Origin of the sequence: Lysinibacillus sp. NPDC092081 (assembly GCF_044755845.1) — a bacterium.
Lineage (GTDB): Bacteria > Bacillota > Bacilli > Bacillales_A > Planococcaceae > Lysinibacillus.
Map to the genome: position 1 here is coordinate 1 of NZ_JBIVRU010000027.1, position 26346 is coordinate 26346.

25 protein-coding genes and 1 riboswitch are annotated in these 26346 nt (G+C 36.5%); of the genes, 15 read left to right on the forward strand and 10 right to left on the reverse strand.

Annotated elements, in window-relative coordinates; translation table 11 throughout:
* Window positions 1-358 precede the first annotated feature (358 nt).
* The gene (locus tag ACIQLB_RS22930; RefSeq protein ID WP_400730939.1) at window positions 359-1516 is read left to right on the forward strand and encodes an exonuclease SbcCD subunit D; all 1158 of its coding nucleotides are present in this window, start codon (window positions 359-361) and stop codon (window positions 1514-1516) included.
* On the forward strand, window positions 1513-4593 hold the full coding sequence (locus tag ACIQLB_RS22935) for an SbcC/MukB-like Walker B domain-containing protein (RefSeq protein WP_400730941.1): 3081 nt from the start codon (window positions 1513-1515) through the stop codon (window positions 4591-4593). The genes ACIQLB_RS22930 and ACIQLB_RS22935 overlap by 4 nt, the downstream gene beginning before the upstream one ends.
* 205 nt (window positions 4594-4798) lie before the next feature.
* Here the strand turns inward: ACIQLB_RS22935 and ACIQLB_RS22940 are convergent, their stop codons facing one another.
* Window positions 4799-5134, reverse strand: a complete 336-nt coding sequence (locus tag ACIQLB_RS22940; RefSeq protein WP_400730943.1) for a magnetosome magnetite crystal formation protein family — start codon at window positions 5132-5134, stop codon at window positions 4799-4801.
* Window positions 5135-5258: 124 nt separating this feature from the next.
* A riboswitch (TPP riboswitch) is annotated at window positions 5259-5366 on the forward strand.
* 129 nt (window positions 5367-5495) lie between these two features.
* Here ACIQLB_RS22940 and thiT point away from each other — a divergent pair.
* Together thiT and map are read left to right on the forward strand one after the other, a co-directional pair.
* Window positions 5496-6056 (forward strand): energy-coupled thiamine transporter ThiT, encoded by a 561-nt coding sequence (gene thiT / locus ACIQLB_RS22945; RefSeq protein WP_400730944.1) that lies wholly within the window; start codon window positions 5496-5498, stop codon window positions 6054-6056.
* 532 nt (window positions 6057-6588) lie between these two features.
* Complete coding sequence (map, locus tag ACIQLB_RS22950; protein WP_400730946.1) at window positions 6589-7344, forward strand: type I methionyl aminopeptidase; 756 nt, start codon at window positions 6589-6591, stop codon at window positions 7342-7344.
* Between the two features lie 26 nt (window positions 7345-7370).
* Here the strand turns inward: map and ACIQLB_RS22955 are convergent, their stop codons facing one another.
* Window positions 7371-8084, reverse strand: a complete 714-nt coding sequence (locus tag ACIQLB_RS22955; RefSeq protein ID WP_370049200.1) for a hypothetical protein — start codon at window positions 8082-8084, stop codon at window positions 7371-7373.
* A 202-nt stretch (window positions 8085-8286) separates the two neighbouring features.
* On the opposite strand from ACIQLB_RS22955, the gene ACIQLB_RS22960 reads away from it, so the two are divergent.
* Together ACIQLB_RS22960 and ACIQLB_RS22965 are read left to right on the forward strand one after the other, a co-directional pair.
* The gene (locus ACIQLB_RS22960) at window positions 8287-9117 is read left to right on the forward strand and encodes a polyphosphate kinase 2 family protein (RefSeq protein WP_400730948.1); all 831 of its coding nucleotides are present in this window, start codon (window positions 8287-8289) and stop codon (window positions 9115-9117) included.
* A gap of 481 nt (window positions 9118-9598) precedes the next feature.
* Window positions 9599-10186 (forward strand): GNAT family N-acetyltransferase, encoded by a 588-nt coding sequence (locus ACIQLB_RS22965; protein ID WP_053483054.1) that lies wholly within the window; start codon window positions 9599-9601, stop codon window positions 10184-10186.
* A 50-nt stretch (window positions 10187-10236) separates the two neighbouring features.
* On the opposite strand, the gene ACIQLB_RS22970 is transcribed toward ACIQLB_RS22965, so the two are convergent.
* The 3 genes from ACIQLB_RS22970 to ACIQLB_RS22980 all read right to left on the reverse strand — a co-directional run bounded on the left by ACIQLB_RS22970 (window position 10237) and on the right by ACIQLB_RS22980 (window position 11710).
* Window positions 10237-10800 carry a beta-class carbonic anhydrase gene (locus ACIQLB_RS22970; RefSeq protein ID WP_400730949.1) on the reverse strand — a complete coding sequence of 188 codons (564 nt, stop codon included), beginning with the start codon at window positions 10798-10800 and terminating at the stop codon, window positions 10237-10239.
* A 232-nt stretch (window positions 10801-11032) separates the two neighbouring features.
* Window positions 11033-11167 (reverse strand): hypothetical protein, encoded by a 135-nt coding sequence (locus ACIQLB_RS22975; RefSeq protein WP_400730951.1) that lies wholly within the window; start codon window positions 11165-11167, stop codon window positions 11033-11035.
* A gap of 207 nt (window positions 11168-11374) precedes the next feature.
* The gene (locus ACIQLB_RS22980) at window positions 11375-11710 is read right to left on the reverse strand and encodes an aminopeptidase (RefSeq protein ID WP_400730952.1); all 336 of its coding nucleotides are present in this window, start codon (window positions 11708-11710) and stop codon (window positions 11375-11377) included.
* Between the two features lie 454 nt (window positions 11711-12164).
* Between ACIQLB_RS22980 and motA the strand changes: the two genes are divergently transcribed.
* Both motA and motB read left to right on the forward strand, forming a co-directional pair.
* Window positions 12165-12968 (forward strand): flagellar motor stator protein MotA, encoded by an 804-nt coding sequence (motA, locus tag ACIQLB_RS22985; protein ID WP_400730953.1) that lies wholly within the window; start codon window positions 12165-12167, stop codon window positions 12966-12968.
* A complete protein-coding gene (gene motB / locus ACIQLB_RS22990; protein WP_400730954.1) occupies window positions 12952-13725 on the forward strand; it encodes a flagellar motor protein MotB in 774 nt (257 codons plus the stop codon). Before motA ends, motB begins: the two co-directional genes overlap by 17 nt.
* Window positions 13726-13791: 66 nt before the next feature.
* On the opposite strand, the gene ACIQLB_RS22995 is transcribed toward motB, so the two are convergent.
* Complete coding sequence (locus tag ACIQLB_RS22995) at window positions 13792-14013, reverse strand: DUF1128 domain-containing protein (RefSeq protein ID WP_053483058.1); 222 nt, start codon at window positions 14011-14013, stop codon at window positions 13792-13794.
* Between the two features lie 306 nt (window positions 14014-14319).
* Here ACIQLB_RS22995 and ACIQLB_RS23000 point away from each other — a divergent pair, with 306 nt between their 5' ends.
* Both ACIQLB_RS23000 and ACIQLB_RS23005 read left to right on the forward strand, forming a co-directional pair.
* The gene (locus ACIQLB_RS23000; protein ID WP_400730955.1) at window positions 14320-14646 is read left to right on the forward strand and encodes a YtxH domain-containing protein; all 327 of its coding nucleotides are present in this window, start codon (window positions 14320-14322) and stop codon (window positions 14644-14646) included.
* Window positions 14647-14669: 23 nt separating this feature from the next.
* On the forward strand, window positions 14670-15608 hold the full coding sequence (locus ACIQLB_RS23005; RefSeq protein ID WP_400730956.1) for a YihY/virulence factor BrkB family protein: 939 nt from the start codon (window positions 14670-14672) through the stop codon (window positions 15606-15608).
* Window positions 15609-15665: 57 nt separating this feature from the next.
* On the opposite strand, the gene ACIQLB_RS23010 is transcribed toward ACIQLB_RS23005, so the two are convergent.
* Window positions 15666-17570: a heavy metal translocating P-type ATPase gene (locus tag ACIQLB_RS23010; RefSeq protein ID WP_400730958.1), complete on the reverse strand. Its 1905-nt coding sequence runs from the start codon at window positions 17568-17570 to the stop codon at window positions 15666-15668.
* A gap of 552 nt (window positions 17571-18122) precedes the next feature.
* Window positions 18123-19661, reverse strand: a complete 1539-nt coding sequence (locus tag ACIQLB_RS23015; RefSeq protein ID WP_400730959.1) for a fumarate hydratase — start codon at window positions 19659-19661, stop codon at window positions 18123-18125.
* A gap of 308 nt (window positions 19662-19969) precedes the next feature.
* Between ACIQLB_RS23015 and ACIQLB_RS23020 the strand changes: the two genes are divergently transcribed.
* The 4 genes from ACIQLB_RS23020 to ACIQLB_RS23035 all read left to right on the forward strand — a co-directional run bounded on the left by ACIQLB_RS23020 (window position 19970) and on the right by ACIQLB_RS23035 (window position 22621).
* A complete protein-coding gene (locus ACIQLB_RS23020) occupies window positions 19970-20761 on the forward strand; it encodes a YwqG family protein (protein WP_400730960.1) in 792 nt (263 codons plus the stop codon).
* A 123-nt stretch (window positions 20762-20884) separates the two neighbouring features.
* Window positions 20885-21307 carry a hypothetical protein gene (locus ACIQLB_RS23025; RefSeq protein WP_400730961.1) on the forward strand — a complete coding sequence of 141 codons (423 nt, stop codon included), beginning with the start codon at window positions 20885-20887 and terminating at the stop codon, window positions 21305-21307.
* Window positions 21308-21601: 294 nt separating this feature from the next.
* On the forward strand, window positions 21602-22315 hold the full coding sequence (locus ACIQLB_RS23030) for an MraY family glycosyltransferase (RefSeq protein ID WP_400730963.1): 714 nt from the start codon (window positions 21602-21604) through the stop codon (window positions 22313-22315).
* Between the two features lie 135 nt (window positions 22316-22450).
* Window positions 22451-22621, forward strand: coding sequence for a hypothetical protein (locus ACIQLB_RS23035; protein ID WP_400730965.1), 171 nt, complete (start codon window positions 22451-22453; stop codon window positions 22619-22621).
* Window positions 22622-23075: 454 nt separating this feature from the next.
* Here ACIQLB_RS23035 and ACIQLB_RS23040 read toward each other — a convergent pair whose 3' ends face one another.
* Together ACIQLB_RS23040 and ACIQLB_RS23045 are read right to left on the reverse strand one after the other, a co-directional pair.
* The gene (locus ACIQLB_RS23040; RefSeq protein WP_400730967.1) at window positions 23076-23711 is read right to left on the reverse strand and encodes a hypothetical protein; all 636 of its coding nucleotides are present in this window, start codon (window positions 23709-23711) and stop codon (window positions 23076-23078) included.
* Window positions 23712-24080: 369 nt separating this feature from the next.
* Window positions 24081-25259: an MFS transporter gene (locus tag ACIQLB_RS23045; protein WP_400730969.1), complete on the reverse strand. Its 1179-nt coding sequence runs from the start codon at window positions 25257-25259 to the stop codon at window positions 24081-24083.
* A gap of 370 nt (window positions 25260-25629) precedes the next feature.
* Here ACIQLB_RS23045 and ACIQLB_RS23050 point away from each other — a divergent pair, with 370 nt between their 5' ends.
* On the forward strand, window positions 25630-25815 hold the full coding sequence (locus ACIQLB_RS23050; protein ID WP_197143548.1) for an SE1561 family protein: 186 nt from the start codon (window positions 25630-25632) through the stop codon (window positions 25813-25815).
* Window positions 25816-26346 lie beyond the last annotated feature (531 nt).

Sequence of the window (26346 nt, forward strand, 5' to 3'; positions counted from 1 at the left end):
GCATATGGATTTCGACGTTTCGATCACTTTCGAGCAAAAATCTTATTAAATTTAAAGTATAAAGAAATCGGAGTTCATTTGGGCTAACGTGCTGAAAGATTAGTGCACCCCAACATTTGACTTAGAACCAATATATCAAAATATAAGTGACGGATAGAACTCTAGGGGCGACGGAAATAACCCGAGTGACGGAAAGAATCGTCGAAGCGACGGACGGAACCCCCAGAACGATGGATACCCCGACACCTCAGCTCCCCACGTTATGCTGAGAAACCTAATTATAATTTTCAAACTAATAAAAGGAAAAACAATCAATCTATTAGCCGTGATAAAATGAAATAGACAGGAGGCGCAAAGAATGAAAATATTTCATACAGCAGATTGGCATTTAGGGAAGCTTGTACAAGGCGTCTATATGACAGAGGATCAACATTTTATTTTACAGCAATTTATGCTAGCCATAGATGAGGAAAAACCGGATGTTATCGTTATAGCAGGTGATTTATATGACCGTTCGATGCCCCCTATTGAGGCAGTGAATTTATTAAATGATACTTTGGCGGAAATTGTGCTTGAAAAAAAAATTCCTGTGTTAGCGGTTGCTGGGAACCACGATAGTGCAGGCCGATTGAACTTTGGCAGTAGTTTAATGAGTGATAGTGGCTTACATATTAAAGGCCAATTTACGAAAGATCATGCACCGATAGTTTTACATGATGAGTATGGTGAAGTACATTTTCATCTCGTACCTTATGCAGAGCCGGCTTCAGTACGGACTATTTTAGAGGATGATTCCATTCGATCTCATCAAGAGGCGATGGAAAAAATTATCAAACATATTGGGCAAAGTTTAGATCCAACAAAACGTAATGTTTTTGTTGGACATGCCTTTGTGACGAAGTATGGTGAAGAGGAAGCGAATACGAGTGATTCTGAACGACCTTTATCAATAGGAGGCTCGGATTGCATAAATGCAGCGCTATTTAAGCCTTTTAATTACACAGCACTTGGACATTTGCATAAAGCGCATTTTGTGTCGAATGAAACGATTCGATATGCTGGCTCTCCATTAAAGTATTCATTATCTGAGCACTTACATGAGAAGGGTTTTTTAATAATTGAGCTGGATGCACAGGGAGAAGTCACTGCCACAAAACGAAAGCTTTTAGCAAGACGAGATTTACGTGTCGTAGAGGGCTTAATGGATGATTTATTACAATTACCACCAAGTGATGATTATGTATTTGTACGCTTAACAGATACTACGTCAGTAACTTCGCCGATGGAACGTATTCGTACCGTGTTTCCTCATGCGATGCATGTTGAGCGAAAAGTAATACGCCAAGAAGTACCACATGAAATTCAGGCGGTAGAGACAGAGAAAATAGAAGACATCGATTTATTCCGATCATTTTTTACAGATATAATTGGTGTACAGCCAGATCAAGATACAGAGCGTCTATTTACAGAGATGCTGCAAGAATTATTAGATGAGGAGCGGGAAACAGTAAAATGAAGCCTTTAAAGTTAACGATTACTGCATTCGGTCCATATAAAAATACAGAGGTTATTGATTTTCAACAGCTTGGTGAGCATCGCCTATTTGCGATTTCCGGAAAAACAGGTGCAGGAAAAACGACGATTTTTGACGCTATATGCTATGCACTTTACGGAGCAGGTAGCGGTGAAGATCGCCAAGATACTGCTATGCTACGAAGCGGGTTTGCAGATGAGGATGTGTATACTGCAGTGGAGCTCGTTTTTGAAATGCATGATAGAGTCTATCAAATTTTACGTCAACCAGGTCATATTAAAGCAAAAAACAAAAGTGTCACTGGCAAGAAAATTGAACTGGCTGAAATCAAAGGAGACAAGCTTGATTATAGTATTGTAGAAAAGCAGCAAACGCTTGAGGTAGATAAAAAGCTACAGGATATAATCGGCCTCACAAAGGATCAGTTTAGTCAAATTGTTATGCTGCCACAAGGTGAATTTCGCAAACTGTTAACCTCAGATTCTACGAATAAAGAAGTTATTTTGCGCAAAATTTTTAAAACAGATCGCTTTGGTGCGATGACAAAAAGGCTTCATGCGAAACGAAAAGAAGCGGAAAGTGATTTACTACGTTCTAAACAATTAAAAGAGCATCTTCTTGGTCAAATTGCAGGGGCTTTACCACAGCGTTCGTCATCTTTATTTACTTGCATTACTAATAATAGCGAAAATATGCATCAGCTGAAGAAGGCTCTGGAAGAAGAGCAAACCTATTATACGGAATGTATACAATTGGAACAGCAACGCTATAAAGAAGCTTATACACATCATCAAAAAGAACAAGAGTTTTATAGTATGGCGAAAACACTGAATGAGCAATTTGATGAGCAAACTAATCGTCAAAATCGTCTGCAAGCATTGTTACAAGAGCAAGATGTATATAGCGCAAAAGAACATGAAATTGCATTAGCAGAGAAGGCGGAGCGTCTTGTCATACTTGAGCAACAATGCATCGATTTACGTGCTGAGCAAAATCGTAAAGATCAATCTTTTCAGCAAGCAATGACAGAGCAGCATAACGCTGAAGCTCAGTTAAAGATAGCACAGGAACAGTTTAACGTTGAAGAGGCGAAAGAACCTGAACGTCAACACGTTCTACAACAGGAATTACAGCTGCAAGCATTATTACCGACATTCGAGGCGTATGAGAACAATCTGCAGCAAATGCAAATAGCTGAACAATATGTTGCAACAGCAAAGCTAGCAGTAGATGATAATAGCAAAATCGTAGAAACAGGACAAATGCAAGTTCAGCAACTAGCAAAAACAATTGATCAATATGAAAAACAACTTGAGCCATATGAAAGTTATTTAGAACAGCTACCGAAGCTAAAAGAGCAAGTATCATTACTAGCGCAAGTTGAAAAATACACGAGAGCAGTTGCAATTGCTGAGCAGGATGTAGCCACTACTAATGTCCATTATCAAGAAAGTAAGCAGGCTCTTCAAAAGCTGGAGCAGCAATGGATTGCGAGTCAGGCAAGTATTTTAGCACAGCAGCTTAAGGAAGGAGAGCCTTGCCCAGTGTGTGGTAGTACAACACATCTCGAAACGCATTCTGAGCAATTAGAGATGATCGAATTAGCACAAGTAGAAGCTTTACGAGGAAAGGCTACTACTGATGAGCGCAAGTTTTTAGAGAAAGAAGCTTTATTGAATTCTACTAAGCATCTTCTACAAGAGGCGCTAGAACAGTTAGAGACGAATGAAATTGATCGATCGAATCAAGAACAAATTGTAGCTTCCTTACAAAATATAGAACAACAAATTACAATCTTAAAAGTAGTGAGTAATCAATTATCTGATGTACGCTTGCAACAAAAGGATCATCGTGCACGACTGGAGCAGCTACAAGAAAAGCACATAAAACTAGAGCAATATTTAGCTGAAAAGACGAAGGACTTGACTAAGCAACAAGCAATTTTGGAAGAGCAGCAAAAGCATATTCCAGAAAATCTTACGACGCTACAAGCATTAAAGCAGGCGATTGCTGATATAGGTTCACAAAAGGTTGCACTACAAACTGCGTGGAATAGCAGCCAACAAAGTCTGCAATCTGCCAAGGAAGTAGCGAATAATGCTAAAATGACCGTAGAAATAGCAAAACAGGCTTTTGAGGAATTAAAGCTGAAAATGGATGAAAAGCGCGAGCAATTTTCAGTAAGTATGAAGGAAGCAGGCTTTGAAAGCTATGAAGAATTTGCTACTGGGAAGCGAAGCGTGTTGCAAATAGAAGCTTTACGAAAGGCTTGCAGTGATTATGCATTGCAAATCCACACATTACAAGTACAAATTGCTGAGGGAACGAAGCATCTTAAAGGACAAGAGAAACAAGATTTAACGGCGATGGAAGAAAAGTTAGAAATGCTTCGTGTAACATATGAGGAAGCCTTTAAAGTATTACAACAGATAGAAGGATTTGCGAAAGCTTGCGGAGACTTTATCGAAAAAGTTGAGGAGACCGAACAGGAGATTCGCTTACTTGAAAAAGAGGCGGGACGAGTGAAGGAACTTTATGCAATGTTAAATGGACAGAATGCTAAAAAGCTGTCTTTTGAGCGTTATATTCAAATCAATTATTTAGATAAAATTACAGAGGCAGCGAATGTCCGGCTTTATCATTTATCCAACGGTCAATTTGAGCTCAGACGTTCAGATCGATTAGAAAAGCATGCCAAGCAAAGTGGGCTAGGACTAGATGTGTATGATGCCTATACGGATCAATTACGAGATGTGAAAACATTATCAGGGGGAGAAAAGTTTAATGCGTCTTTAAGTCTTGCCCTTGGTATGGCAGATGTCATTCAAAGTTTTCAAGGTAATATCCGCATTGAAACGATGTTTATTGATGAGGGCTTTGGTTCTCTCGATGAAGAAGCGTTAAATAAGGCGATTGATACACTTATTGATTTACAAGATTCCGGACGCATGATTGGAGTCATTTCACATGTTGCAGAGTTAAAAGCTACAATGCCCGCTGTGTTGCATGTCGAAAAAACAATGAACGGTCATAGTCAAACATATTTTGAAGTGAAATAACAAAGAGGCGTATCTCCGTTATAGGGAAATACGCCTTTTTGTTATTTTTTAGTTACGTTGGGATTTGTTCCTTTTTTTGCAGCGATTACTTTTTTTACAATCGGAATTACGATAGGTGCTAATTTTACAGCGGTTTTAACAACTTTAGATACTTTCACAAAATAACAGCTCCTTAAGTACTATCTGTTCAAGGGTGAAATGCAACTTATCGGATTACGCGAACAGCTTGAATAATATTCCAAATAACGACCCCTAATGAAACGAGAATGTAAATTGCGAATGAAGCAAACCAAATGATAAGAAAAGTATTACTATCTGAATTTAAGTCAAAATTGGTGCTGAATGTTAAAGTTGAGAAGATAAAGACTGCAAATAATATAATTCCGAATGCGACTGGGATTAAATGTGATATTAGTGCTCGAATAGAGTGCCTCTTTACGTCGCTATCTTTTGCAACAAAATAAACGACTAATGGCACAATAAAGGGTGCGAATAAAATACTGAGATAACTAAAGGCAGATAAAATTTTTTGATTCTCCATAGTTGTACCTCCTTTTTTAATATTTACGCATGAAAAACAGTAAAGTTTCAAAAAATAATGTGGAAGAGGTTGTAATCGTAACGGTGTTTGCGTAAAATGAGGTTGTTCAAATAAATTAAGATGTAACGACCACAAGGGGAGCTGATGATGTCAGCTGAGACTGGGCACTTAATGCCTTGACTCTTTGAACCTGTAAGTTAACACTTGCGTAGGGATGTGGATAGAAACCGACACTTTTACGATGTGAGGCTCTGTCCTGGCATCGTTTTTTATCTTTTGATGCCTGATGGGGACATATTTGCCAACTGTTTTCTATTCCTGCTCTTGTATCCTACATCGGAACAAAGGAGAGAATAATTTTATGGACAAAAAAAGACTTTTAATGCTTGTGGAGATTGCGATATTCGCAGCGATTGGCCTTGTGCTAGATCAGGTTTCCTTTAAAGTATGGGCACAAGGTGGCTCTGTTAGTCTAGTGATGGTGCCAATAATTTTAATAGCATTCCGCTGGGGTCTTATTCCAGGTCTGACAACGGGATTGCTTATTGGTGTTATGCAAACAATGTTTGGCGCCTATATTATTCATTGGCTACAAGGATTGCTTGATTATGGTGTTGCCTTTACAGTAGTAGGCTTGGCGGCCGTTGTTCGCCGACCAGTGCTCGAGGCTGCAAAAGATTTAAACAAAAAGAAAATGGCGCTTTATATTATTGCAGGAACTGTATTAGCGGGCTTTTTACGTTATGCAGCACATACCATTGCGGGCGCTGTATTTTTCTCAGAGTATGCTGGCGATCAAAATGCATGGATTTATTCAATTATCTATAATGGAACATACATGCTACCAGCAACAGTTTTAACGGCAATTGTCGGTGTTCTGTTATTTACGGCAGCCCCTCAATTAATGCAACGAAAATCATAACGATTATGCCCTTCACCTAAGTGGAGGGTTTTTATTTTTATTAAATTGAATGCAGGATCAAATTGTTTTTAGCTCATTCCCATAACGTGAGGTTGATTTCCGTTCCGACTGGGCGCTTTCCTGGGGGCGTCCGATGAGCCGCTTTTGTTGTTGCTGTCGCTACGCTTTCACACAGATAAAACATTTGCTGCCGCTACGTTAGCACTACGCTTTCGCACAGAAAACATCCGCTACGCTGTAGGGTCTCGGGCCAACACGATGTTGGTCACGAAGGCGTTATCACAGGATGTGATGGTTTTAGCCTTCGTTCCTTTATTGCTGATCCCCAAGGAGTCGCCCAGTCGAAACGAAGATCAACTTATATACAATGTATACTTTTCAACAAATGTATTCCCCGACTTTCGGTGACAAGCCTGTTTTTTCAGCACTTGACAATCTAGGTTAGCATATAATATTTAGAGCGTTTAGCGTTTTATGTATAAAAAGTTATGTTATATTAAATAGTAGATATTAGATGAAAGGGACGTTAAAAATGATTGTAAAAACGCAAGAAGAGATTGAAGCCTTTAAAAAAATCGGCCGTATTTGTGCTGAAATTCGTGAAGCAATGAAGGCTGCTACAAAACCAGGTGTAACAACACTAGAATTAGATGAAATTGCAGGTCGTATGTTTGCTGAAGCAGGAGCGATTTCTGGACCTAAAGGGGAATATGATTTCCCAGGATACACATGTATTAGTGTAAATGAGGAAGTCGCACATGGTATTCCAGGTAAACGTGTGATTAACGAGGGAGATATCGTAAATATAGACGTGTCTGGGTCACTTAATGGCTACTTTGCTGATACGGGCATTTCATTTGTAGTTGGTGATGGCTATGAGGATAAAGAAAAGTTATGTCGCGTAGCTAAAAGTGCTTTCGACCGTGCGATGACAAAAGTAAAAGCTGGATCAAAATTAAACCAAATCGGTAAAGCTGTTGAGCGTGAAGCATATGCCAATGATTTAACAGTGATTATGAACCTAACAGGTCATGGTTTAGGTCGTTCTTTACATGATGAGCCAAATCATATTTTAAACTACTATGATGCTTGGGATTCTACAATTATGAAAGAAGGCATGGTGCTTGCAGTCGAGCCATTTATCTCAGCGAAAGCGGAGCATATTGTAGAGTCTGGTGATGGCTGGACATTCATTACGCCAGACAAATCATTAGTTGCTCAAATCGAGCATTCAATTATTGTTACGAAAGACAAACCAATTATTTTAACTTCTTTAGATGAACAATAAAAAAGCTAAAAATCCTGCTAACCAATTTATTTTTGGTAGGCAGGATTTTTTTTAATAAATAATATACCGACAAGTAGCACTCCACATAAAAACAAGGCTGCCGTTGTCACAAGTAGCTCATCAAAACCATTATGTAATGCTACCCCAATATAGGACCAGATAAATACACTTGGATAGATAATATCAAAATAATGGAATCGGATATGTAGCGCTATTGCTACCCCAAGTGTCAGTGAAATAACTGCCCAAAGTGGATTACTAAGGCCAAAACCATTCCATTGATAAGATGTTAGCGTTAAGCTTATATTTGTCATCAGGCTAAATGTAATCCATGCGAAGTAAATCGAGAAGGGTATACGACCTGAGAGTGAATTATTGCTGAGAGGGTACGTTTTGTACAATTTTAATAAATACAGTACTAAAATGAACGTACTGACAATTGACACGATATATAGTTCGTGATGCCAAACAACAATCGCTAACGCCTGCATAATACATATGCTACTAAAGAGAACAGTCTGTTTCATAGTTGTCTTTTTTAGATTCATGACTAACCAATAACCAAGTAACATGTAAACCCCAATCCAAATCACATAACTAACATTAAAAGGTGCAAATATTACAGGAAAACGATTTGAAATCTCTAAAGAAGATTGACCGTTTATTTTCATGAAATAGGATGAAAAGGTTAGGATGAGTGAGACAATATAAGTGATTGTCATCAAAAAAAATCGAGGCATGTTTTCCTCTCCCTTCGTGTTAAATTGTATAGGGAAAAGACAAATAAGTATAGGACTGTAACATTATATTTCATTATAACGGAAATTTCCAACAATGTATCGCGTTGTTTCGTTAAAAATATCTACAATTTACCATTTGAATAGGCAGTCATATATTTCTTTAGTACAATAAGAATATTCAAATGTAAGGAGTGAAGTTTTAATGACTCAAAATTTAAATGATCTAGATTTATCAGTTAAACTGGATAAGAAAATGTATAAAAAGAAATTAAAAGTACTCCAATATGAAATGTTAAATGCTCAACAGTTTTTATTAAACAATAAAATTGGGCTAATTTTAGTATTTGAAGGTATGGATGCTGCTGGTAAGGGTGGCGCTATTAAGCGTCTAATTGAACGTGCTGATCCACGTGGCTATGTCGTACACCCAATTTCAGCACCTCAGCCTCATGAACTGCGCTACAATTATTTACAACGCTTTTGGAGAAAGTTACCACAGCATGGACAAATCGCTATTTTTGATCGCTCGTGGTATGGTCGTGTATTAGTTGAGCGTATTGAAGGATTTGCAACAACAGAAGAGTGGTCTCGTGCATACGAAGAAATTAATAATTTTGAAAAGATTTTAACAGCAGGAGATTATATTGTTATTAAGTTTTGGCTTCAAGTATCTGATGAGGAGCAGCTTAATCGTTTCAAAGAACGCGAGGAGGATCCATATAAGTCTTGGAAGCTAACAGATGAAGACTGGCGAAATCGTGAAAAAACACCTCAGTATATAGAAGCTGCAAATGAAATGTTTGAGAAGACCGATAAGAAAAGTGCGCCATGGGTTCTAGTACCAGGGGACGATAAACAATATGCTCGTGTACAGGTATTGCAAGAAACATTAGCACATATTGAACGTGAGGCAAAAAAACGTGGCCTTCATTTATCGAATGTATTAGGTAAAGCACATTTAGAAGATGCTGAATCATCTAGTCTTGAATTGCTAGAAGAGAAGCCTAAAAAACAAAAACAAAAAATGAAATAATGTTATGGATGCTGTAACAACAAGACAAAATGTTTTAGTTGTAGCAGCATCTTTTTTTACATACAATAAAGTAAAACTGCAATCAGTGGTGTTTTTCCCACTGATTGTTAGTTGAACCAATCGGGCTTTTACGGTCAGTTAATGGTCTACTATGACGACAGAATTTTAGTTTAAATTTGTGAAAGACATTTACTGACCGTTAAAGCGGGGTAAAGTAAAACTGCAATCAGTGGTGTTTTTCCCACTGATTGTTAGTTGAACCAATCGGGCTTTTACGGTCAGTTAATGGTCTACTATGACGACAGAATTTTAGTTTAAATTTGTGAAAGACATTTACTGACCGTTAAAGCGGGGTAAAGTAAAACTGCAATCAGTGGGTGTTTTTCCTATCGGTTGTTAGTTGAACCAATAGTGGTGGTTTCATCCATTAATAAAATGCATTAAAACGTGTTGATAATTATCGGAAGGTTAGTGTGGAAAAATGGTGCTTAAAATTTGGAGATTATTGAGGAAAAAGGGTGAAAATGTGGTATCAATTCAGGGTGGGAAATGCTACATTCGCACATTTTATGAAAAAGATGCACAAAGTTTAACCGATCTCGTAAGTCGCAATAAATACTTTTGGTCTACATACGAACCGTTACAACGACCGGAATATTATACAATTAATGCTCAATATAAAAAAATTCAAGAAAGCTTATACTTAATGGACTCAAAAAGAGAATTTACTTTCGGTATTTTTGAGCCAGGTACAAATAATCTAATAGGACATATTGCTCTTTATGCAGTAAAACGTTTACCGTATTCCAGTGCGTTTGTTGGTTATGCGATGGATGAAATTTATATTGGAAAAGGGATCGTGACAGAAGCAGTTAATATGGTCGTGCAATTTGCTTTCGAGCAAGTAGGCTTACATCGAGTAGAGGCTTATGTTTCAACACAAAATAATCCTTCTATCCGAGTCTTAGAAAAGGCTGGATTTCAGCGTGAAGGTCTTTTAAGAAAGCTGCTGTACATTAATGGTCAATGGGTGGATCATTATATGTATGCACGTTTAGAGGGCCAATAAAAAGAAGCGTCTATCTTTCACTGTTTGAAGGATAGACGCTTCTTTTTTTACTATTGTTTGCTACCGTCTATGATTAAATCAAGGCGACCTGTATTTGGATCAATTACTAATCCATGAACAGGCACGTCTTTAACCATTAACGGGTGATTGCGAATTGTATCGACGCTTTTCTTTACACTTGTTGCTACGTCGCCAAAGCCACGTAAAAACTCTTTTAAATCAAGACCTGAATATTCTACTGTTTTGATAGTCTCAGGGTTAATCCCTCTAGCAACCATTTTACTTAGCATTGCTTCTGGGTCAACTGCACTCATACCGCAGTCGTAATGTCCAACAACATACACCTCATCTGCTTGTAGTTCATAAACAGCTACAAGTAAACTACGCATAATCGCACCAAAAGGGTGACTAACTAATGCCCCAGCACTTTTAACGATTTTTACGTCACCATTGCGTATATTCATAGCTTTAGGTAACAGCTCTACAAGACGAGTATCCATACAAGATAACACAACGATGCGTTTATCAGGATACTTTGTTGTAATAAAAGGCTCATATTTTTTTTCTTGAACGAAATCTTCATTAAACTTAAGAATATCTTGTAACATTGTCATGAAAGATTGCTCCCTTCCCTACAGAAACATTTTAGAGCAAAACGATGAATATGCAAATAATAATGACAATATTCACGCAATTTTTTTCAAAAAAAAAGAAGTTTAGTAATTTATTTAGTGAATCGAAATAATTGAAAATATAATTAATTTCTCCTTGGCGCAATTCAAAATCCGTGATATCAGCCGAAGATAAATAAAAACAGCTACTAGAATGTAGCTGTTTTCAATGAAATTAAAATTTTTCGTTTGGTTTTGGATCTACAGTTACTGAAGACTTAGAATCTAAACCAACTTGTAGGTAGTGGATGAAGAATGCCAATGCAATTAGTAAAACGGCTGAAAAGCCTAGTACAGTCGTAATGAACATAATAAAAGCTCCTCTCTACAAAAATAATCTACAATATTATCTAAAGTAATTATACAATAGGTTACTAGGAAAATCTAAGGAGAATTTATGACATCCATAACATACCTAGTCTAGACTAATATTAGTAGGGATAAATTACTTGAATTGCCCAGTTCCTAATACAGGAGACAGGTTCTTTTTACTCATCTTTAGTAATGATGTTTATATTCATTTGCCTAAAGTAATTATAAAGTCATGTGGCAAGCTTTGGTTTAAGTTATAGTCAATACCCATCGCTAAATGATTAGAGACATTTTCATCAAATAATCTATTAAAAATATAATAAATCAGACCGTGAAATGGGTGATTGGTGTGTGGTACTAAAGCTATTTTTAATATGTGCACTTTATCTGTTGAAATAAGTGATTTTAAAATTTCTTGTCCTTGCTCATCCTCGACGTTTTTTGTAGTGAAAGCAAAGCGACAGCTCTCAGCCTTTAGTTGGTGAAAGTAGTTTTTTGTGCAAGCATAAAGCCGAATCCGGTCACAATTATACCGAGGCATAATTGATTAAATATGGGAAGAAATCAAATGAGTCTTTCGGAGTGTTTTTGTAGTGAGTGTGAAAAAAGTATATTGCTTGATGAATCAATAATATATTGTTTTATATCATTTTTTTGTTATTTTTTAGTAATTATCTGAATTGGTTGTGGATTATCGTTCGAACAGCTTATATGGAGGTGTTGATATTTTTGGATATTTTATCCTAATTTTACGGCTAGTTCAGCATATTTTAGTAATTTTGTGTCGAAGGATGATAACAAATTCTTAACTTTTTTCAAATAAAGACAATTTAGTGTATTATTCTTAATTCAATATAATCAAATATGGTCGAAAAGTGAATAAAAAGTATTTATTACATCGAAAAATTTGTGAAATACATTTATACTATATTATGTATTTAAAATATGGAAAAAAGGACGAAATAAAGTTTAATAGGAGATTTGGAGGTTCAAGAATGGATATATCGTCGATTGTAGGGTTAATTGTTGCGTTTGTAGCGCTATTAACTGGAATGGTGCTAAAGGGTGTAAGTTTAAGTGCATTTTATAACCCAGCTGCCATTCTAATTATCATCTTCGGTACAATTTCCGCAGTAACAATTGCCTTCCCTGTGAAGGAGTTAAAGCGTGTACCAAAGCTATTTAAAATTCTTTTTAAAGAAACAAAATTAGCGGATGATATTGAGATTATCAAGATGTTTTCACAATGGGCTGATTTAGCTCGCCGTGAAGGTCTATTAGCGCTTGAGAGTAAAGCTTCAGAGATAGAAGACCCATTTTTAAAAAATGGACTTACATTAGCAATTGATGGTCAGAATGCGGACTATATTCGTGATGTCTTAACAGAAGAAGTCGAAGCGATGGAAGAGCGTCATGCTAGTGGTTCTGCAATCTTTACACAAGCGGGTACATATGCCCCAACTTTAGGGGTACTTGGTGCGGTAGTAGGGTTAATCGCCGCATTAGCAGATTTGAATGACATAGAAAAGCTAGGACATGCTATTTCAGCTGCTTTTATGGCTACATTATTAGGTATTTTTACAGGTTATGTTTTATGGCATCCATTTGCGAATAAATTAAAACGTAAATCTGCTATCGAAGTTAAGCAAAAAAGAATGATGATTGAAGGCATCCTTTCTGTCTTAGAAGGGGAGGCTCCACGCGTTATCGAACAAAAATTATCTTCTTACTTAACAATGGAAGAACGTCGTCAAATTTCTCATGAAAGTGGGGCGGGCGGCCTTGGCAAAGAAAGCTAAGAAAAAAAAGCATGATGATCATATTGATGAGTCTTGGTTAGTTCCATATGCAGATATTTTAACACTGTTATTAGCTGTCTTTATCATATTGTTTGCATCTAGTTCAGTAGACCAAGAAAAGCTAGAGAAAATGTCAGCAGTGTTTAATCAAGTATTTGATGGTGGTACAAGCTTTTTAGATCAGCCTGCACCGGTAAAAAGTCCGAATGCAGAAAGTGATCAAACACCACAACAAGCACAACAAAACTCTGCGTATTTAAAGGATCAGCAGGAGTTAGCTCAAATTAAAGATAGTGTTGATAATTTCATCGCTGTTCATGAGATGGAAGGTCAATTCGCAACAGCGATGACTGATGAGGGGTTACTTGTTACAATTCGTGATAGTATCCTGTTTGATTCAGGGAAAGCAGACATTAAACCGGAGTACATGACAATAGCAAAAGAGCTTGCAGATGTATTGGTATCTAATCCACCGCGTAGTATTGTTATTACTGGTCATACGGATAATGTTCCAGCTGGTCCAAACTTTTCTTCTAACTTACAGCTCTCTGCGTTACGTGCAGTGAACTTCGCAGAAATTTTATGGAAGAGTAACTCGAAGTTAGATCGTCGAAACTTTAGTACACAAGGTTTCGGTGAGAACCGCGCCATTGCACCGAATGATACTAAAGAAGGGCGTGCGAAAAACCGTCGTGTAGAAGTGTTAATACAACCACTCGTAACTGAGGATGGTTCTGCTACGAAAGATAAAAAATAGAAAAAAGCTATTAGCAAACGGTTTTGGTGTCCCATTGCTAATAGCTTTTTATTTACAAAATCCTATTTATTTGCGTAATGCTCCTAATTCAGCAACGATGGCTTGCATTTCACTAGGACTAAATGTGTTGCGCTTCATGACCATTTCGTATAAATAGACTAGATCTTCGTAATTAGCTTCATCAAAATTTTCCGATTTCATTGCATCAACATTAACCATGCGAAGCTTGTCTTTCATTTGATCCACCATATAAATAACGTTCTCTTTTGACGGTACTGATAAATCCATTATTTAAACCTACCTTTCGTAATCCTCGAAAATATCATTTCATTGAATAAAAAAAATGTCAACACTGTATTTGGGCATTGCTTTAAAAATAGACGGTTATTGGGTAGAATAAGGGCAGTGAACAGTTTAACTTCTTTCAGCGGGTGTCCAAACATTCGCTGAAAGAAGTTAAAGCCTCCGGCGGATGTCACGAAATCGGAAAGGAGTTCTTTGTGCTAGCACAAAGCCGATTCCGGACGCAATTATGCCGAGGCATAATTGATTTAATTATTCTAAAATACATTACTTAAGCAGGGGGTATTTAATATGGGACGAAGTAAATTATTAGCATCCATCGTAGTTGGTGCCACAGTTGGTGCTGCATTAAGCATGTTTGATCGTACAACGCGTGAGAAAACAATAGCTTCAACGAAAAAGATGAAAGAAGCAATCTCGTATTATGCAGCCAATCGAGAGGAATTACAAGTACTTGTTGAAGAAAAAGTATTGGCGGCTAAAGTACTATGTGAAAACGTATCAGAAAATGTCAACACAATTGTTGACAAAGTTGATGAATTTAAAGGATTACCTTCTACAATCGAAGGCATGATTAATGACACAAAATCAGCCTTTTCTTTACCAGATAAAGAATAGTTGTCGTACAGGAGGAAATTTGTATGGAAGAGAAAAAAGCATCGATATATACAGCTGTCGGTCTGGTGAAATCATTTGTCTCACCAGACGAAGACACTGTAGATGTGATGACATCAAGGGGCTTCATGCAAGATTTAATGCTACGCATACAGCGAGTGGAAATATCAGCTCTTGCAGCGGAATTGGCTTATTTCTTTTTACTGTCTTTTTTCCCACTACTAATTTTTCTAGTTACATTACTACCGTATTTGAATATACAGTCGACGCAAGTGTATTCATTTCTAGTGAATATAATGCCGGACGAGGTATACAGGCTTATTGAAAATACCTTAGATGAAATTTTAACAAGCCGTAATAGCAGTTTATTATCCGTCGGGATACTTGGGACAATTTGGTCCGCTTCCAAAGGAATTAATGCATTGATTAGAGCGTTAAATAAGGCTTATGATACAGAAACTAGGGGGAGTCTATTAGATCGAGGATTGTCCCTTGCTTTCACCTTAGCATTTGTTGTTGTTATTGCTGTCGTTCTACTTTTACCGGTTTTTGGGCAACAAGTGGGGCATTTCTTATTTTCGATTGTTGGTATTGAGGAGCAGTTTGAAATACTCTGGTATAGAATGCGCTGGTCGATACCACCTTTACTTATTTTTATAGTTTTAATGGGGATATATAGATTTATTCCAAATACAAAGCCTCGTTTGAATTTAAAGGGAGTGTGGCCAGGGGCATTGTTTTCAACTCTTGCCTGGGTGGCAGTAACATATGCTTTCTCTTTTTATATTAATAATTTCGCGAATTATTCCGCTACATATGGCAGTATTGGTGGCGTTATTATTTTAATGCTTTGGTTATATTTCACGGGAATTATTTTAATTTTTGGTGGCATTTTAAATGCGACGATGCAGAAAAAAGTATTGCAAAAAGAACTTATGAAGCAGGAGACACTAACAAATAGTTAGAAATATTGAAAAGAACAGCCTCGCTATCACGTTTTGTGATACGAGGCTGTTTGTTTTTTAGGCGTTTTTATTAAGCATACGTAAACCGTTTAAAATAACTAAAATGGTACTACCTTCATGTCCGATTACTCCTAGAGGTAAATCGACGACTTGTAAAAAGTTTGAGGCAATTAATAAAACGATCACGCCGATAGAGAAGAAAATGTTTTGTTTGATGATGCGTTGCATTTTACGTGATAAACGTACTGCATAGGCAATTTTTGATAAGTCGTTTTTCATTAAAACGACATCTGCTGTTTCCAAAGCAACATCTGTTCCTTCTCCCATAGCAATTCCGGTAGTTGCAGTTGCTAATGCGGGCGCATCATTAATACCGTCACCGACCATCCCTACAAATTTATGTTGAGAAAGAAGTCGTTTCATCTCAGTCACTTTTGTTTCAGGGAGACATTCTGCAACGTATTCTGTCACGCCTGCTTCCTTGGCAATTGCCTTTGCTGTTTTCTCATTGTCGCCTGTTAGCATGATCACATCAATACCTAGCTCTTTTAGTAATGATACTGCTTTTTTTGCTTCACTGCGAACGGTATCCTTTAAGGCTGCCAATGCGGCAATGCCATCTTTGTCACGAATAAAAATAACGCTTTTTCCTTCTGCGGCAAGGTTTTCTGCTGCACCATTTGCAAAATTATTTGCCTCATCTAGACCAACAAAGTCTGGTTTACCAACAAGATACTCGACTTCATTAACGTAACCTTTGATACCCCAACCTGGGATGTCTTCTATAGTGGCTTGAGCAAACTGTGTGATACCTTCTTTTCTTGCGAATAAAGTAATTGCTTGAGCAAGTGGATGGTTCGATTGTGCTTCAATACCTGCAAGGATTGCCATTGTATTTTCGCGGTCTAATCCTTCTCGAACGATAAAATCAGTAACGGTTGGTTTTCCTTGTGTTAAAGTACCTGTTTTATCTACCGCTAGTGCACGTAATGCACCTAGATGCTCTAAATGTAGGCCACCTTTGAATAGCACACCGTGTTTTGCACCATTTGAAATGGCTGCAAGAGTTGCTGGCATAATGGATGCAACAAGTGCACATGGAGAAGCAACTACTAGAAGTACCATTGCTCGATAGAAAGTTGTTGTCCAGTCCCAACCGAGTACAAAGTGAGGTAGAAACATCATAAGGGCAACGGTAAGTAGCGCAATTTTCACATAAGTACCTTCGAATTTTTCTATAAACTGTTGAGATGGAGATTTCTCACTCTGAGCACTTTGTACAAGCTGGATAATTTTTTGGAATAGTGTTTCAGAATTTGGTTTTGTCATTTCCATCGTAATGGCACCATTTAAGTTCACTGTACCTGCAAATACCTCGTCGCCTTCACGTTTTGCCACTGGAAGCGGTTCACCGCTTATTGCGGATTCATCGATAGAAGACTGTCCTTTAAAGATTACACCGTCTGCTGGTATACGTTCACCAGGTTTTACGAGCAGGTGATCTCCAAGTTGTAATGTAGAGACAGAAACTTTCATTGGTTCAAAGTTACCACGTACAAGCCAAGCTTCTTCGGGTTGTAAATTCATGAGTGCAGAAATTTCACGATGACTTTTATTCATTGCGTATGTTTCAAGAGCGCCACTTACAGCAAAAATGAAAATAAGAATAGCACCCTCCGTCCAATAACCGATTGCAGCTGAACCAACTGCAGCTAATACCATTAATAGTTCAACATTAAGCTCTTTATTTTCAATGGTTTCTTCGATACCTTCTTTTGCTTTAGCAAATCCGCCAACACAAAATGCAACAATATATAAAATAATAGAAGCTGTTGTTTGCCCGCTAGTATCTAAACGCCATGCAAGCAAAATAAACAAACCTGCTATAAGAGCAGCGATTAATTCAGCATGCTCCTTTATTTTCTCAATTATGTTGTTATTTTCTCGTTTAGTTTGTTCCACTTTTATCCCCCTTGATAATGAAAATCAATATCAAAACCTTTATAAATCAATATATATAAACAATATCGAATTGAAAATCGATTTCAATTAGCTCCTTTCCAATTTAGAATTATTATAACAAAGGTTTTTAGAAAAAGAAAGTAAGAAATTTGAAGGGATATTTTAAAGAAAGGGGATAAAAGCAGCCTGGAATTGAAATGGAGGTGATTATGAGGTTCTTTGAAATAATTTTGAACATAAGAAAAAGCACAGTTATTCATAGGAATATTCTGTGCTTCTCAAATTTGTGCAGTGACAATGCCATACCTTTAGGAATTACTGCATAAAGTAGGCTCATCACCATAACGTGGGGTTGATTTTTAGTTCCGGCTGTGCACTTCTTGAAGGCGTCCAATCTTCACTCCAATCAACTGACATACGTTTTAAATGTTTTACCCAATTTTTGGTGATGAGCCATAAATTATTTAATTATAAAATCGTTTTTGTAGTGTGTTGTCGTTATACTTACGCCACAGCTTAAAAACTATTTCTGCTATTCAACGTAACGCTTTATTAGAATACACGTTCTGCGTGTAGCGCAAGTTTTTCTAGTGATGATTTGTCTACGTCTGCGTGTAGTGATTTACCGTGAGAGTCCATAGTTACAACAGCCGTGAACTTCTCAACGTTTAAGTGCCACATTGCTTCTGGAATACCGAATTCCATTAGGTCAACACCTTCAACACCTTTAATGCAGTCTGCGTAGTATTGTGCAGCACCACCGATTGCATTTAAGTAAACGCCACCGTGCTCTTCTAATGCAGCAAGTGTTTTTGGTCCCATACCGCCTTTACCAATTACAGCGCGGATACCGAATTTTTTCATGATGTCACCTTGATATGGCTCCTCACGAATAGAAGTAGTTGGACCAGCTGCTTTTACTGTCCAGTTGCCTTCTCCGTCTTTTGCCATTACAGGACCACAGTGATAAATAACTTGTCCATTAAGATCCACGGGAGCATCGTGGCTCATTAAGTGATGGTGAATTGCGTCACGTCCAGTATACATACGACCAGTAATTGAAACAACGTCACCAACTTTTAGAGAGCGAATTTGTTCTTCGGTAATTGGTGCAGTAAGTTCCACTACATCTGTAGTAGTATCTTCTGTTGTTGCTACAACTTCATCTTCTTTAAATGTAATTTTTTCGCCTTCTTGGTAATGCCAGTTAATAATTTCACCAGTTTCAGGATTGATGTCCACAGCCATACGACGGTATGCCCAGCAGTTATAAGCTACTGATACGTAGAATGATGCAGGGATACGGTGCATAACACCAATTTTACAGCCAAGTAATGTTGCTTCACCACCGAAGCCCATTGTACCGATACCAAATGTGTTAGCAGTTTTCACTACATATTCTTCTAATTTAGCAAGATCAGAATTTGGATTTGTATCTTCCACATTACGGAATAACTGTTCTTTTGCTAAGTCGTAACCAGAAGAGCGGTCGCCACCGATACCTACACCGATGAAGCCAGCTGAACAGCCTTGACCTTGTGCTTGGTATACTGAGTGAAGGATACATTTACGGATACCATCTAAATCACGACCAGCGCGGCCAAGACCTTCAATTTCACATGGAAGGCTATACTGAATGTTTTTGTTTTCACAGCCGCCACCTTTAAGGATTAATTTAATTGTAATGTAGTCTTTTTCCCATTGTTCAAATTTCATAACAGGAAGACCGTCACCAAGGTTATTACCGCTGTTTGCGCCCGTTAATGAATCAACCGCATTTGGACGTAATTTTGCATCTGCAGTAGTATCGTTAATAGCTTTTTTAATAGCTTCTTTAATTTCTAATTGGTTTACACCAACAGGAGTATAAATTTTGAATGTTGGTAGACCAGTATCTTGACAGATTGGTGATACATTATCTTCTGCCATAATAATATTATTTGAGATTGTGTCTAAGCTCATTGCAGCACGAGTACCAGCATTCTCAGCTTCTTTAGCTTTCTTAATTGCACGACGTACGTCTTTTGGAAGATTAGTAGATGTTTCAGTGATTAAATTGTAAAGACTTTTCTCCAATGTTTGGATATTCATTTAGTATTGCCCCCCATAAAAATTTGATTATTTCCACGTTACATTATACTCTTTTCAACTAATGAAAAAAAGAGTTCAACTCATTGTAGTCGGAATTAAGGGCCTATTCTCAAAAAGAGGTAATTTACATGTGAAATTATGTTATCTATAGTTAAGCTGTTAGAAGATAATTGAAGCGGGGTCATAAACAATATCTTAAGGTTTTCCTGATCCGTTTTAGGGCGAAGCGGATCAAATCACCATAAAGATTGCTAGATTAGAACGTTTGTTCTGTAATAAAATTATAATTTACTTTAGGAGGTAATAATATGAAGTTACTTAATTTACCTGAAGCATTTGAACAATATAGGACAGTAATAGAGGAAACGATACAGCCTACGATATTTATTGAAACGGAAGAACGAAAAACATCTTTATTTGAAAGTAAGTTTGCGGGTGATCCGTATTTTCCACTATCAATGGAATATCCGAAAAGTCCTGAAGGGCAACCATTAAAATTACTAGCACAAATTAATTTTGCAGATGTACCTAATCGTTTACCGAATTTCCCTGAAGAGGGAATTTTACAGTTTTATATTGATGGTTATGATGATGTACTAGGGATGGACTTTGATAATGGTCAAAATCAGGAGGGCTTCCGCGTCATTTTCCACGAGCATATTGTCAATGATGAGTCGCAGTTAGTACAAGACTTCTCATTTGTTGAAGCGAAAGAAGAAGAATTATACTTTCCAGTGGAAAAAGAAATGACATTGTCTTTTGGAACAAGCTATGAACCATTATCAGCAAATGACTTTAGAAGTAAAAAACTATATGCGAAGATCCTTGCTAATATAGAAGACAATGATAATTTAGCAGATTCATTTTATGAAACCTTAAATAGTACAGGTCATAAAATGGGGGGATACCCATCCTTTACTCAGGGAGATCCAAGAGCTTATGGTGACTATACAGATTCAACAATTTTGTTACTTCAAATTGACAGTGTAGGGGATCATATTCTGTGGGGGGATGTCGGGGTCGGCAACTTTTTCATCACTGAAGATGAGCTGAAACGTAAGGATTTTAGTAAAGTTCTTTATAATTGGGATTGCTATTAACTTAAATAAAGGCTGTTTTTTTAAAGATTGTTGTTATTCAACTAACGGTGCATTTTAGTTGAAGAAGTACTTAAACAATGAGGGGTTAAATAAAAGTCACCCTAAAACAAGGAGTATATGAAAATGAGTATGGCAACCTATATTGGTTTAAATTTTTCAGTAAAACTTAATGAGTATTATACGGAGGATGAAGTTGAAATTGATTATGTTTTCTCGGATGCAGAAAATCGTAATGTAGTTAAACAGAAGCATTTTACTACGCCTTATATTTATGAAGTTTCTGAGAAAGGTAACCCTATTTGGCAAATGAATGAATATCAAAAGATTCATTCACCACATAACTACGAAAAATCCAAAAAGACTTTTCTCTATTTATGTCACTTACTAAAAGAGTTACTTCCACAAGGTGATTATTGTGAGGTTTATATTTGTTGGCTGGGTGAAGAAGATGAAGAGCGTGAGAGTGAGTTTAAAATTAATTTAAAAAATCCACAGATTGAAGCAATAGATATTTATGAAAAATACTTTATCCGAATAGAAAACTAAATGTTCAACTCAAAATAAAATCAGCCCTATTTTTTGTTAATTTACTAAACTAACGGGTAGCTTTACATAAAGATAGGATTCCACAGAGATCCCATCTTTTTCTTCTTCAACTCCCATGAAAGAACTTAATCATTTTTCATTTTCTGTGGTGAAGTGCTTGTTTTTGCGCTTCATGGATGGATAACGGGGCAGTTTAGTTCAATAAGCATCACTATTGTATTTAGTTATTTTTCCATATGTTGTATAATTTTACATAGTTGTATTTCTAATGAATTATTTTTGGAGGGAAAACACTTGTTATATTTAGCTTTATTTATTGGTGTCGTTTTAATTGTAATTACGAATAAGCTTACTCAAGCTTTTAAATTATCAAGCACTTTGGGGTTGCTTGGTCAAATCAGTGCGTCACTTGTAATCATAATGATCGGAAACCTCGAGGTTAGTCATATTAGTCTAGGTAATCACTTTGAATTAGGATATTTGACGGTTCCATTTACTTTATTACTTCTTGTAGGTTTTACAAATGTAATGAATATAGAAAAAGTTCAAAATCCTTCAATATTGCTGCTGCCATTCGTTTCTTTAGTTTTTTTCTCAATAGCAGCTTTCTTCATAGGTCATCCATTTGTTTTAATAACGGGGATTTGTTCCAGTTTAACGCTTATGTTTATTCTGCTATACGGCTATTTTACTGGTAAAGTATTTGTGGGGAGAACGCTTACTACATCAATAGGTTTCATAATAGCCGTGCTTTCAATATCCCTCATTGAAACATCTATTGTAACAGTTTATATTCCGTTATTTACTTTAGCACTACCATTCACTTTATATTATTTAATTCAAGATAAAATTACGAATGTACAATCAATTACAGTTAGCTTTTTAACAGCTATTTTATTTGGTGTATTAATGTACATAGTTCCTTTTAATACAATATGGTATTTCATTGTTGGGTTAACGAGTATTTTGGTTATCACTCAATTTTCACGTAAATATCGCTTTATTTAGAAACTAAACTTTTTATTAAACTAACGGAGTGCTTTACTTCAAGATGGGATTTCTGTGGAATCCCATCTTTTTTCTTCTTCAACTAACGGAGCAGAATAGTGACAGAAGATAAAGAAATATAAGGGGAGGATTTTTGTGGAAATAATTTTTATGTTTGTAGCAGGATTTATTGTTTTTATTTTAGCTGTAATAGTGATTATTAAAGGAGTAACGCATAGAATAAAAGGTCCAACTGATGATTTAAAAGAAGAAATTTCAAATCTTAAAAAGAGGGTCAATGACCTTGAAAGTGAAAAGAAAACCTAATTTTTTGTTCAACTAACGGAGTGCTTTAGTTGAAGAAAATAGCCAAACCAGAAGCAACAATCTTTGAGAAAACAGCCTAAATTTTAAAAGAGAATTAAACAGCAGCAAAAAGGCGTCTCCTAAAATTAAGAGACGCCCTCATTGTTTTATATATTATCTTTGTATGTAATGCACAGATCTAGCTGCCTGGTGGATGACGGACGGTCCAGAAAAATCAACACCTTAACCAGTAGCCCAGGATTTAAAAGATTTTTATGCTTTAAGTTTTTAGCTTTAATACGAAAGAACTTTGAAACGTAAACTTTGGACTTTTAACTTTAATCTTTGAGCTTTTATCTCCGATTATTTAAACTATCCATTGTAGTAAGACATGTTTCTGGTTTTAACTCGCACACATGTCTTGAAGCGCGAGCGACTTTTCGTTTTCTGTTTTCGCTAGGCCATGCATATTTAGTTAGGCTTGTACTTCAATAAATGTTGTTGCATTCGATTCCGATAATACTGCATCGACCTCTGATTCGAATTCTTCAATTCGATTACTTAACGCCTCAATTTTCTTTTTAACATTCATCGGATCAATTAACTCGTACTCGTTTCTTTTCATAAATGTATCCGTATGTAATTTTACTTCTTCTGGAGATTGTTTATCTTTATTTCCTAGTATATTAACTAAATACGTTTCTAGCTTTGCTGGCAACGCATCATTTTCTTTTGCAACCGTATTTATCGCTGAACGATATTGCTGTTGCATGACTTCTAACAGTTCCTTTTCATATTGAATGGACTGTTTGCGTTCAATTGCTTCTGCTACAGTCATTTCTTCTTTTCCCACTATTACTTTTGTTTTAGCATTAGACTCTACAACTAACGCCTTGATTCGGTTGCGATAATCAATTAAGCTAACTACTTTATCGTATGAGGCTTGCATTTGCTTTTCAGATTCTTGAATCTCTACACCATTAATTTTGCTATTGCTTTTACGATTAGCTAACACTGAACTAACTTCATTCGTTGCTGCTTCGATGCGGTGATTTAGCATCTTCAATTCTGTTAATGCACGGTGAATCGATATTTTTTTATATTCTGCCATATGTTAATCTCCTCATTATAATTAGTCATCTTAGTTAGTGTTCTTCTATTATATAGAGATTGAAATTCAAAGTCCAAATATTACTTATCTGCAAATATTATTTGATTTTATGTTTGCTTGTCTGTATAATATCTTTCTAGGTGCCAAACCTATGTGACTTGGACGAAACATCCTTGTCACGCAAAGAACGCCATAACAGCACGGATTTGCTGGGCGCTTTTTGTTTTATGAGCGGGAGATGAGCCCCGCTCTTTTTTTTGCACAAAATTCATTGCTCAAAAGTCTCCGAGCTGAGCGATTTTTCTGTTTCCGCGAGCGTTTGACTCTCTTCCTTTTGCTTCAAGCGATAATTTCAAAAGATAATGCCCCTTACATCGACACTGGTCGCTTATTTTTATTTCGCCCAAATACTAGTAAAACAATTGCTATAGCTAGCAAAAGCAGTGCCACTAATAAAAGGAAGCTGTAATTCACAAATTCTAAATAAACGCCTCCTAAAAATGGCCCTGTTAAGCTACCAATGCTAAGGGCAATACCGCAAAGCAGATTTCCTGTTGGCAGTAGTTCCTTTGGTGTTAAGTCAGCCATATAGGTAATACCTAATGAAAACATCGAACCGACCAATGTACCTGTAAAGAAAAATGCTACGGCTACTGCCATTTGTGAATGCTCTACAAAGCTTGCAATCCCAAAAATAATAGCACCTCCAAATGAGCCTATCATTAAGACATTGCGTCGCCCTACTTTATCCCCTATAGCTCCAAGGGGTACTTGTGTTAAAATTCCGCCAAATGTAAAGACTGATAAAATAATAGGAATCATATTCATGTCAAAGCCTTTACGTAAAGCATAAACTGGGAACAAAGCATTTAAAGTAGATTCTAAAAACCCATAAACAAATGGCCCTAAAAATGCAATCCATCCAAATACAATGGCTATTTTATAACGATGCCAGCCTCTTGCATGTAAATCTCCCGTTAAACGCTCTGGTTTTTCATTTTGTAAAAGGAATACAAAAGCCCATGCAAATAAACACATAATCGAGGACACAATAAACGGTAATGCCTCTGAAATTTGTATAAGTTTTACCATTAATGGCCCAACAGCAAAGCCAGTGCTGAAAGACAAACCGTAAATGGCCATACCTTTTCCTAAGCTTTCATGATCTGATGTGCTTGTAATCCACGTCTGGGTTGCAAAGTGTAATGCATGATCCCCTACCCCGATGAGTAAGCGGAGGGTAAACCAAAAGGTCACACTCTTCCATAAAGGAAATGCAAGTAGTGAGGCGAAAACAAGTGCACCGCCAATTAAAATAATTGGTTTGTAGCCCCATTTTCGTAATGGCTGTTCGATAAACGGTGAGATTAATAAAGTTCCTATGTATAGACCTGTTGCGTTCAATCCATTCAACGCAGAAGATACTCCATCACGTTCGAAAATAATTGAAATTAGTGGTAAAAGCATCCCTTGTGAAAAGCCCGAAATAGATACAATTAACACTAGAATGGCAAATCTTTTTTTGCTGTAATCTGAGAAGTATGTCATCTTTTCCTCCAACATCAAGTCAATCTTCCAAATAACAGCATACCAAAAAGCCTTAGCGCTCACCACATGTGATTTTACGCTAAGGCCTAACTAACACTTATCTCCATTTAATTGTATAAACACGAATTTCGGCTTTTACATTGGCCGAGTACTTGTTTAAACTCCCTCCTTTTCGAGTTAGAGTCTTTTTGGATTTTTTAAATCAGCTCCTTTACCTTTTCTTAATACTAATTTAACATACGGTTTCATTATTGTAAATATTCTGTCTATTGATTTCCGCAAAATAATCTCTAAGTCCTAGGTGTTTACCTAAACATTGAATTTTAGTCCCAAATCAGCTAAGATGAAGGGGATGAAATGAGGTGTATGTATGTCAAATCCAATCACTGATAAAAAACAACAAATGAATTACTTAAAAGAGCGTCTTGAAATATTTTTAGAAGTTTTAGATGCAATTGATCCTGAAACAACTGAATTAGAGGATATTGATCGTTTAATTCAAATGATGGATGATTTAGAAGACAAAATGGAGCAATTTAATGCTCGTGAACAATAACTGACGAAAGCAAGTGGAAGGGTCTAATTATCCACTTGCTTTTTATTTAGGCTGTTTTCTAAAAGATTGTTGCTGTTAAAACATAAAAACAGAGTTAATCTACAAAATGTGTAGAATCAACTCTGTTTTTATGTTTGATATTTCGTAAATCGAATATAAACTAAAGCACCCGTTAGCCATCCATGTAGCGCAAAAACCAGCGCTACATCACAGAAAATGAAAGATGATTAAGTTCTTTCATGGGAGTTTATAAGAACAGCGACGCTTCTTCAACTAAAGTTCTTGTTAGTTTAAGTTGAAGTACCGATTAAAAAATACTGATTTACAGCGTTATAAATTGTCTATATATGCACGTTTTTATTCATTAGCATATCTGTAGAATTTTCTGCAAATTCTTATTGTAGCTATGTTTATATAACTTTGCATAAAAAGCTGCATAATTAATGTTCATACAAAAAGCCACAAACTTCGATTTAACAACATTCAGGACTTTTTAATGTGTTTCCAAACTTTCATTTGGGAACGTTTATT

What these genes read in the sequence shown, in the direction of transcription:
- ACIQLB_RS23020 (WP_400730960.1), top strand. Translation starts at nt 19,970, where the DNA reads ATGAAGTTACTTAATTTACCTGAAGCATTTGAACAATATAGGACAGTA.
- ACIQLB_RS23040 (WP_400730967.1), bottom strand. Translation starts at nt 23,711, where the DNA reads ATGGCAGAATATAAAAAAATATCGATTCACCGTGCATTAACAGAATTG.
- ACIQLB_RS22960 (WP_400730948.1), top strand. Translation starts at nt 8,287, where the DNA reads ATGACTCAAAATTTAAATGATCTAGATTTATCAGTTAAACTGGATAAG.
- ACIQLB_RS23050 (WP_197143548.1), top strand. Translation starts at nt 25,630, where the DNA reads ATGTCAAATCCAATCACTGATAAAAAACAACAAATGAATTACTTAAAA.
- thiT (WP_400730944.1), top strand. Translation starts at nt 5,496, where the DNA reads ATGGACAAAAAAAGACTTTTAATGCTTGTGGAGATTGCGATATTCGCA.
- motA (WP_400730953.1), top strand. Translation starts at nt 12,165, where the DNA reads ATGGATATATCGTCGATTGTAGGGTTAATTGTTGCGTTTGTAGCGCTA.
- map (WP_400730946.1), top strand. Translation starts at nt 6,589, where the DNA reads ATGATTGTAAAAACGCAAGAAGAGATTGAAGCCTTTAAAAAAATCGGC.
- ACIQLB_RS23005 (WP_400730956.1), top strand. Translation starts at nt 14,670, where the DNA reads ATGGAAGAGAAAAAAGCATCGATATATACAGCTGTCGGTCTGGTGAAA.
- ACIQLB_RS22940 (WP_400730943.1), bottom strand. Translation starts at nt 5,134, where the DNA reads ATGGAGAATCAAAAAATTTTATCTGCCTTTAGTTATCTCAGTATTTTA.
- ACIQLB_RS23015 (WP_400730959.1), bottom strand. Translation starts at nt 19,661, where the DNA reads ATGAATATCCAAACATTGGAGAAAAGTCTTTACAATTTAATCACTGAA.
- ACIQLB_RS22930 (WP_400730939.1), top strand. Translation starts at nt 359, where the DNA reads ATGAAAATATTTCATACAGCAGATTGGCATTTAGGGAAGCTTGTACAA.
- ACIQLB_RS23045 (WP_400730969.1), bottom strand. Translation starts at nt 25,259, where the DNA reads ATGACATACTTCTCAGATTACAGCAAAAAAAGATTTGCCATTCTAGTG.
- ACIQLB_RS22995 (WP_053483058.1), bottom strand. Translation starts at nt 14,013, where the DNA reads ATGGATTTATCAGTACCGTCAAAAGAGAACGTTATTTATATGGTGGAT.
- ACIQLB_RS22955 (WP_370049200.1), bottom strand. Translation starts at nt 8,084, where the DNA reads ATGCCTCGATTTTTTTTGATGACAATCACTTATATTGTCTCACTCATC.
- ACIQLB_RS22935 (WP_400730941.1), top strand. Translation starts at nt 1,513, where the DNA reads ATGAAGCCTTTAAAGTTAACGATTACTGCATTCGGTCCATATAAAAAT.
- ACIQLB_RS22980 (WP_400730952.1), bottom strand. Translation starts at nt 11,710, where the DNA reads ATGCCTCGGTATAATTGTGACCGGATTCGGCTTTATGCTTGCACAAAA.
- ACIQLB_RS22975 (WP_400730951.1), bottom strand. Translation starts at nt 11,167, where the DNA reads ATGTTCATTACGACTGTACTAGGCTTTTCAGCCGTTTTACTAATTGCA.
- ACIQLB_RS22965 (WP_053483054.1), top strand. Translation starts at nt 9,599, where the DNA reads ATGGTGCTTAAAATTTGGAGATTATTGAGGAAAAAGGGTGAAAATGTG.
- ACIQLB_RS23000 (WP_400730955.1), top strand. Translation starts at nt 14,320, where the DNA reads ATGGGACGAAGTAAATTATTAGCATCCATCGTAGTTGGTGCCACAGTT.
- ACIQLB_RS22970 (WP_400730949.1), bottom strand. Translation starts at nt 10,800, where the DNA reads ATGACAATGTTACAAGATATTCTTAAGTTTAATGAAGATTTCGTTCAA.
- ACIQLB_RS23025 (WP_400730961.1), top strand. Translation starts at nt 20,885, where the DNA reads ATGAGTATGGCAACCTATATTGGTTTAAATTTTTCAGTAAAACTTAAT.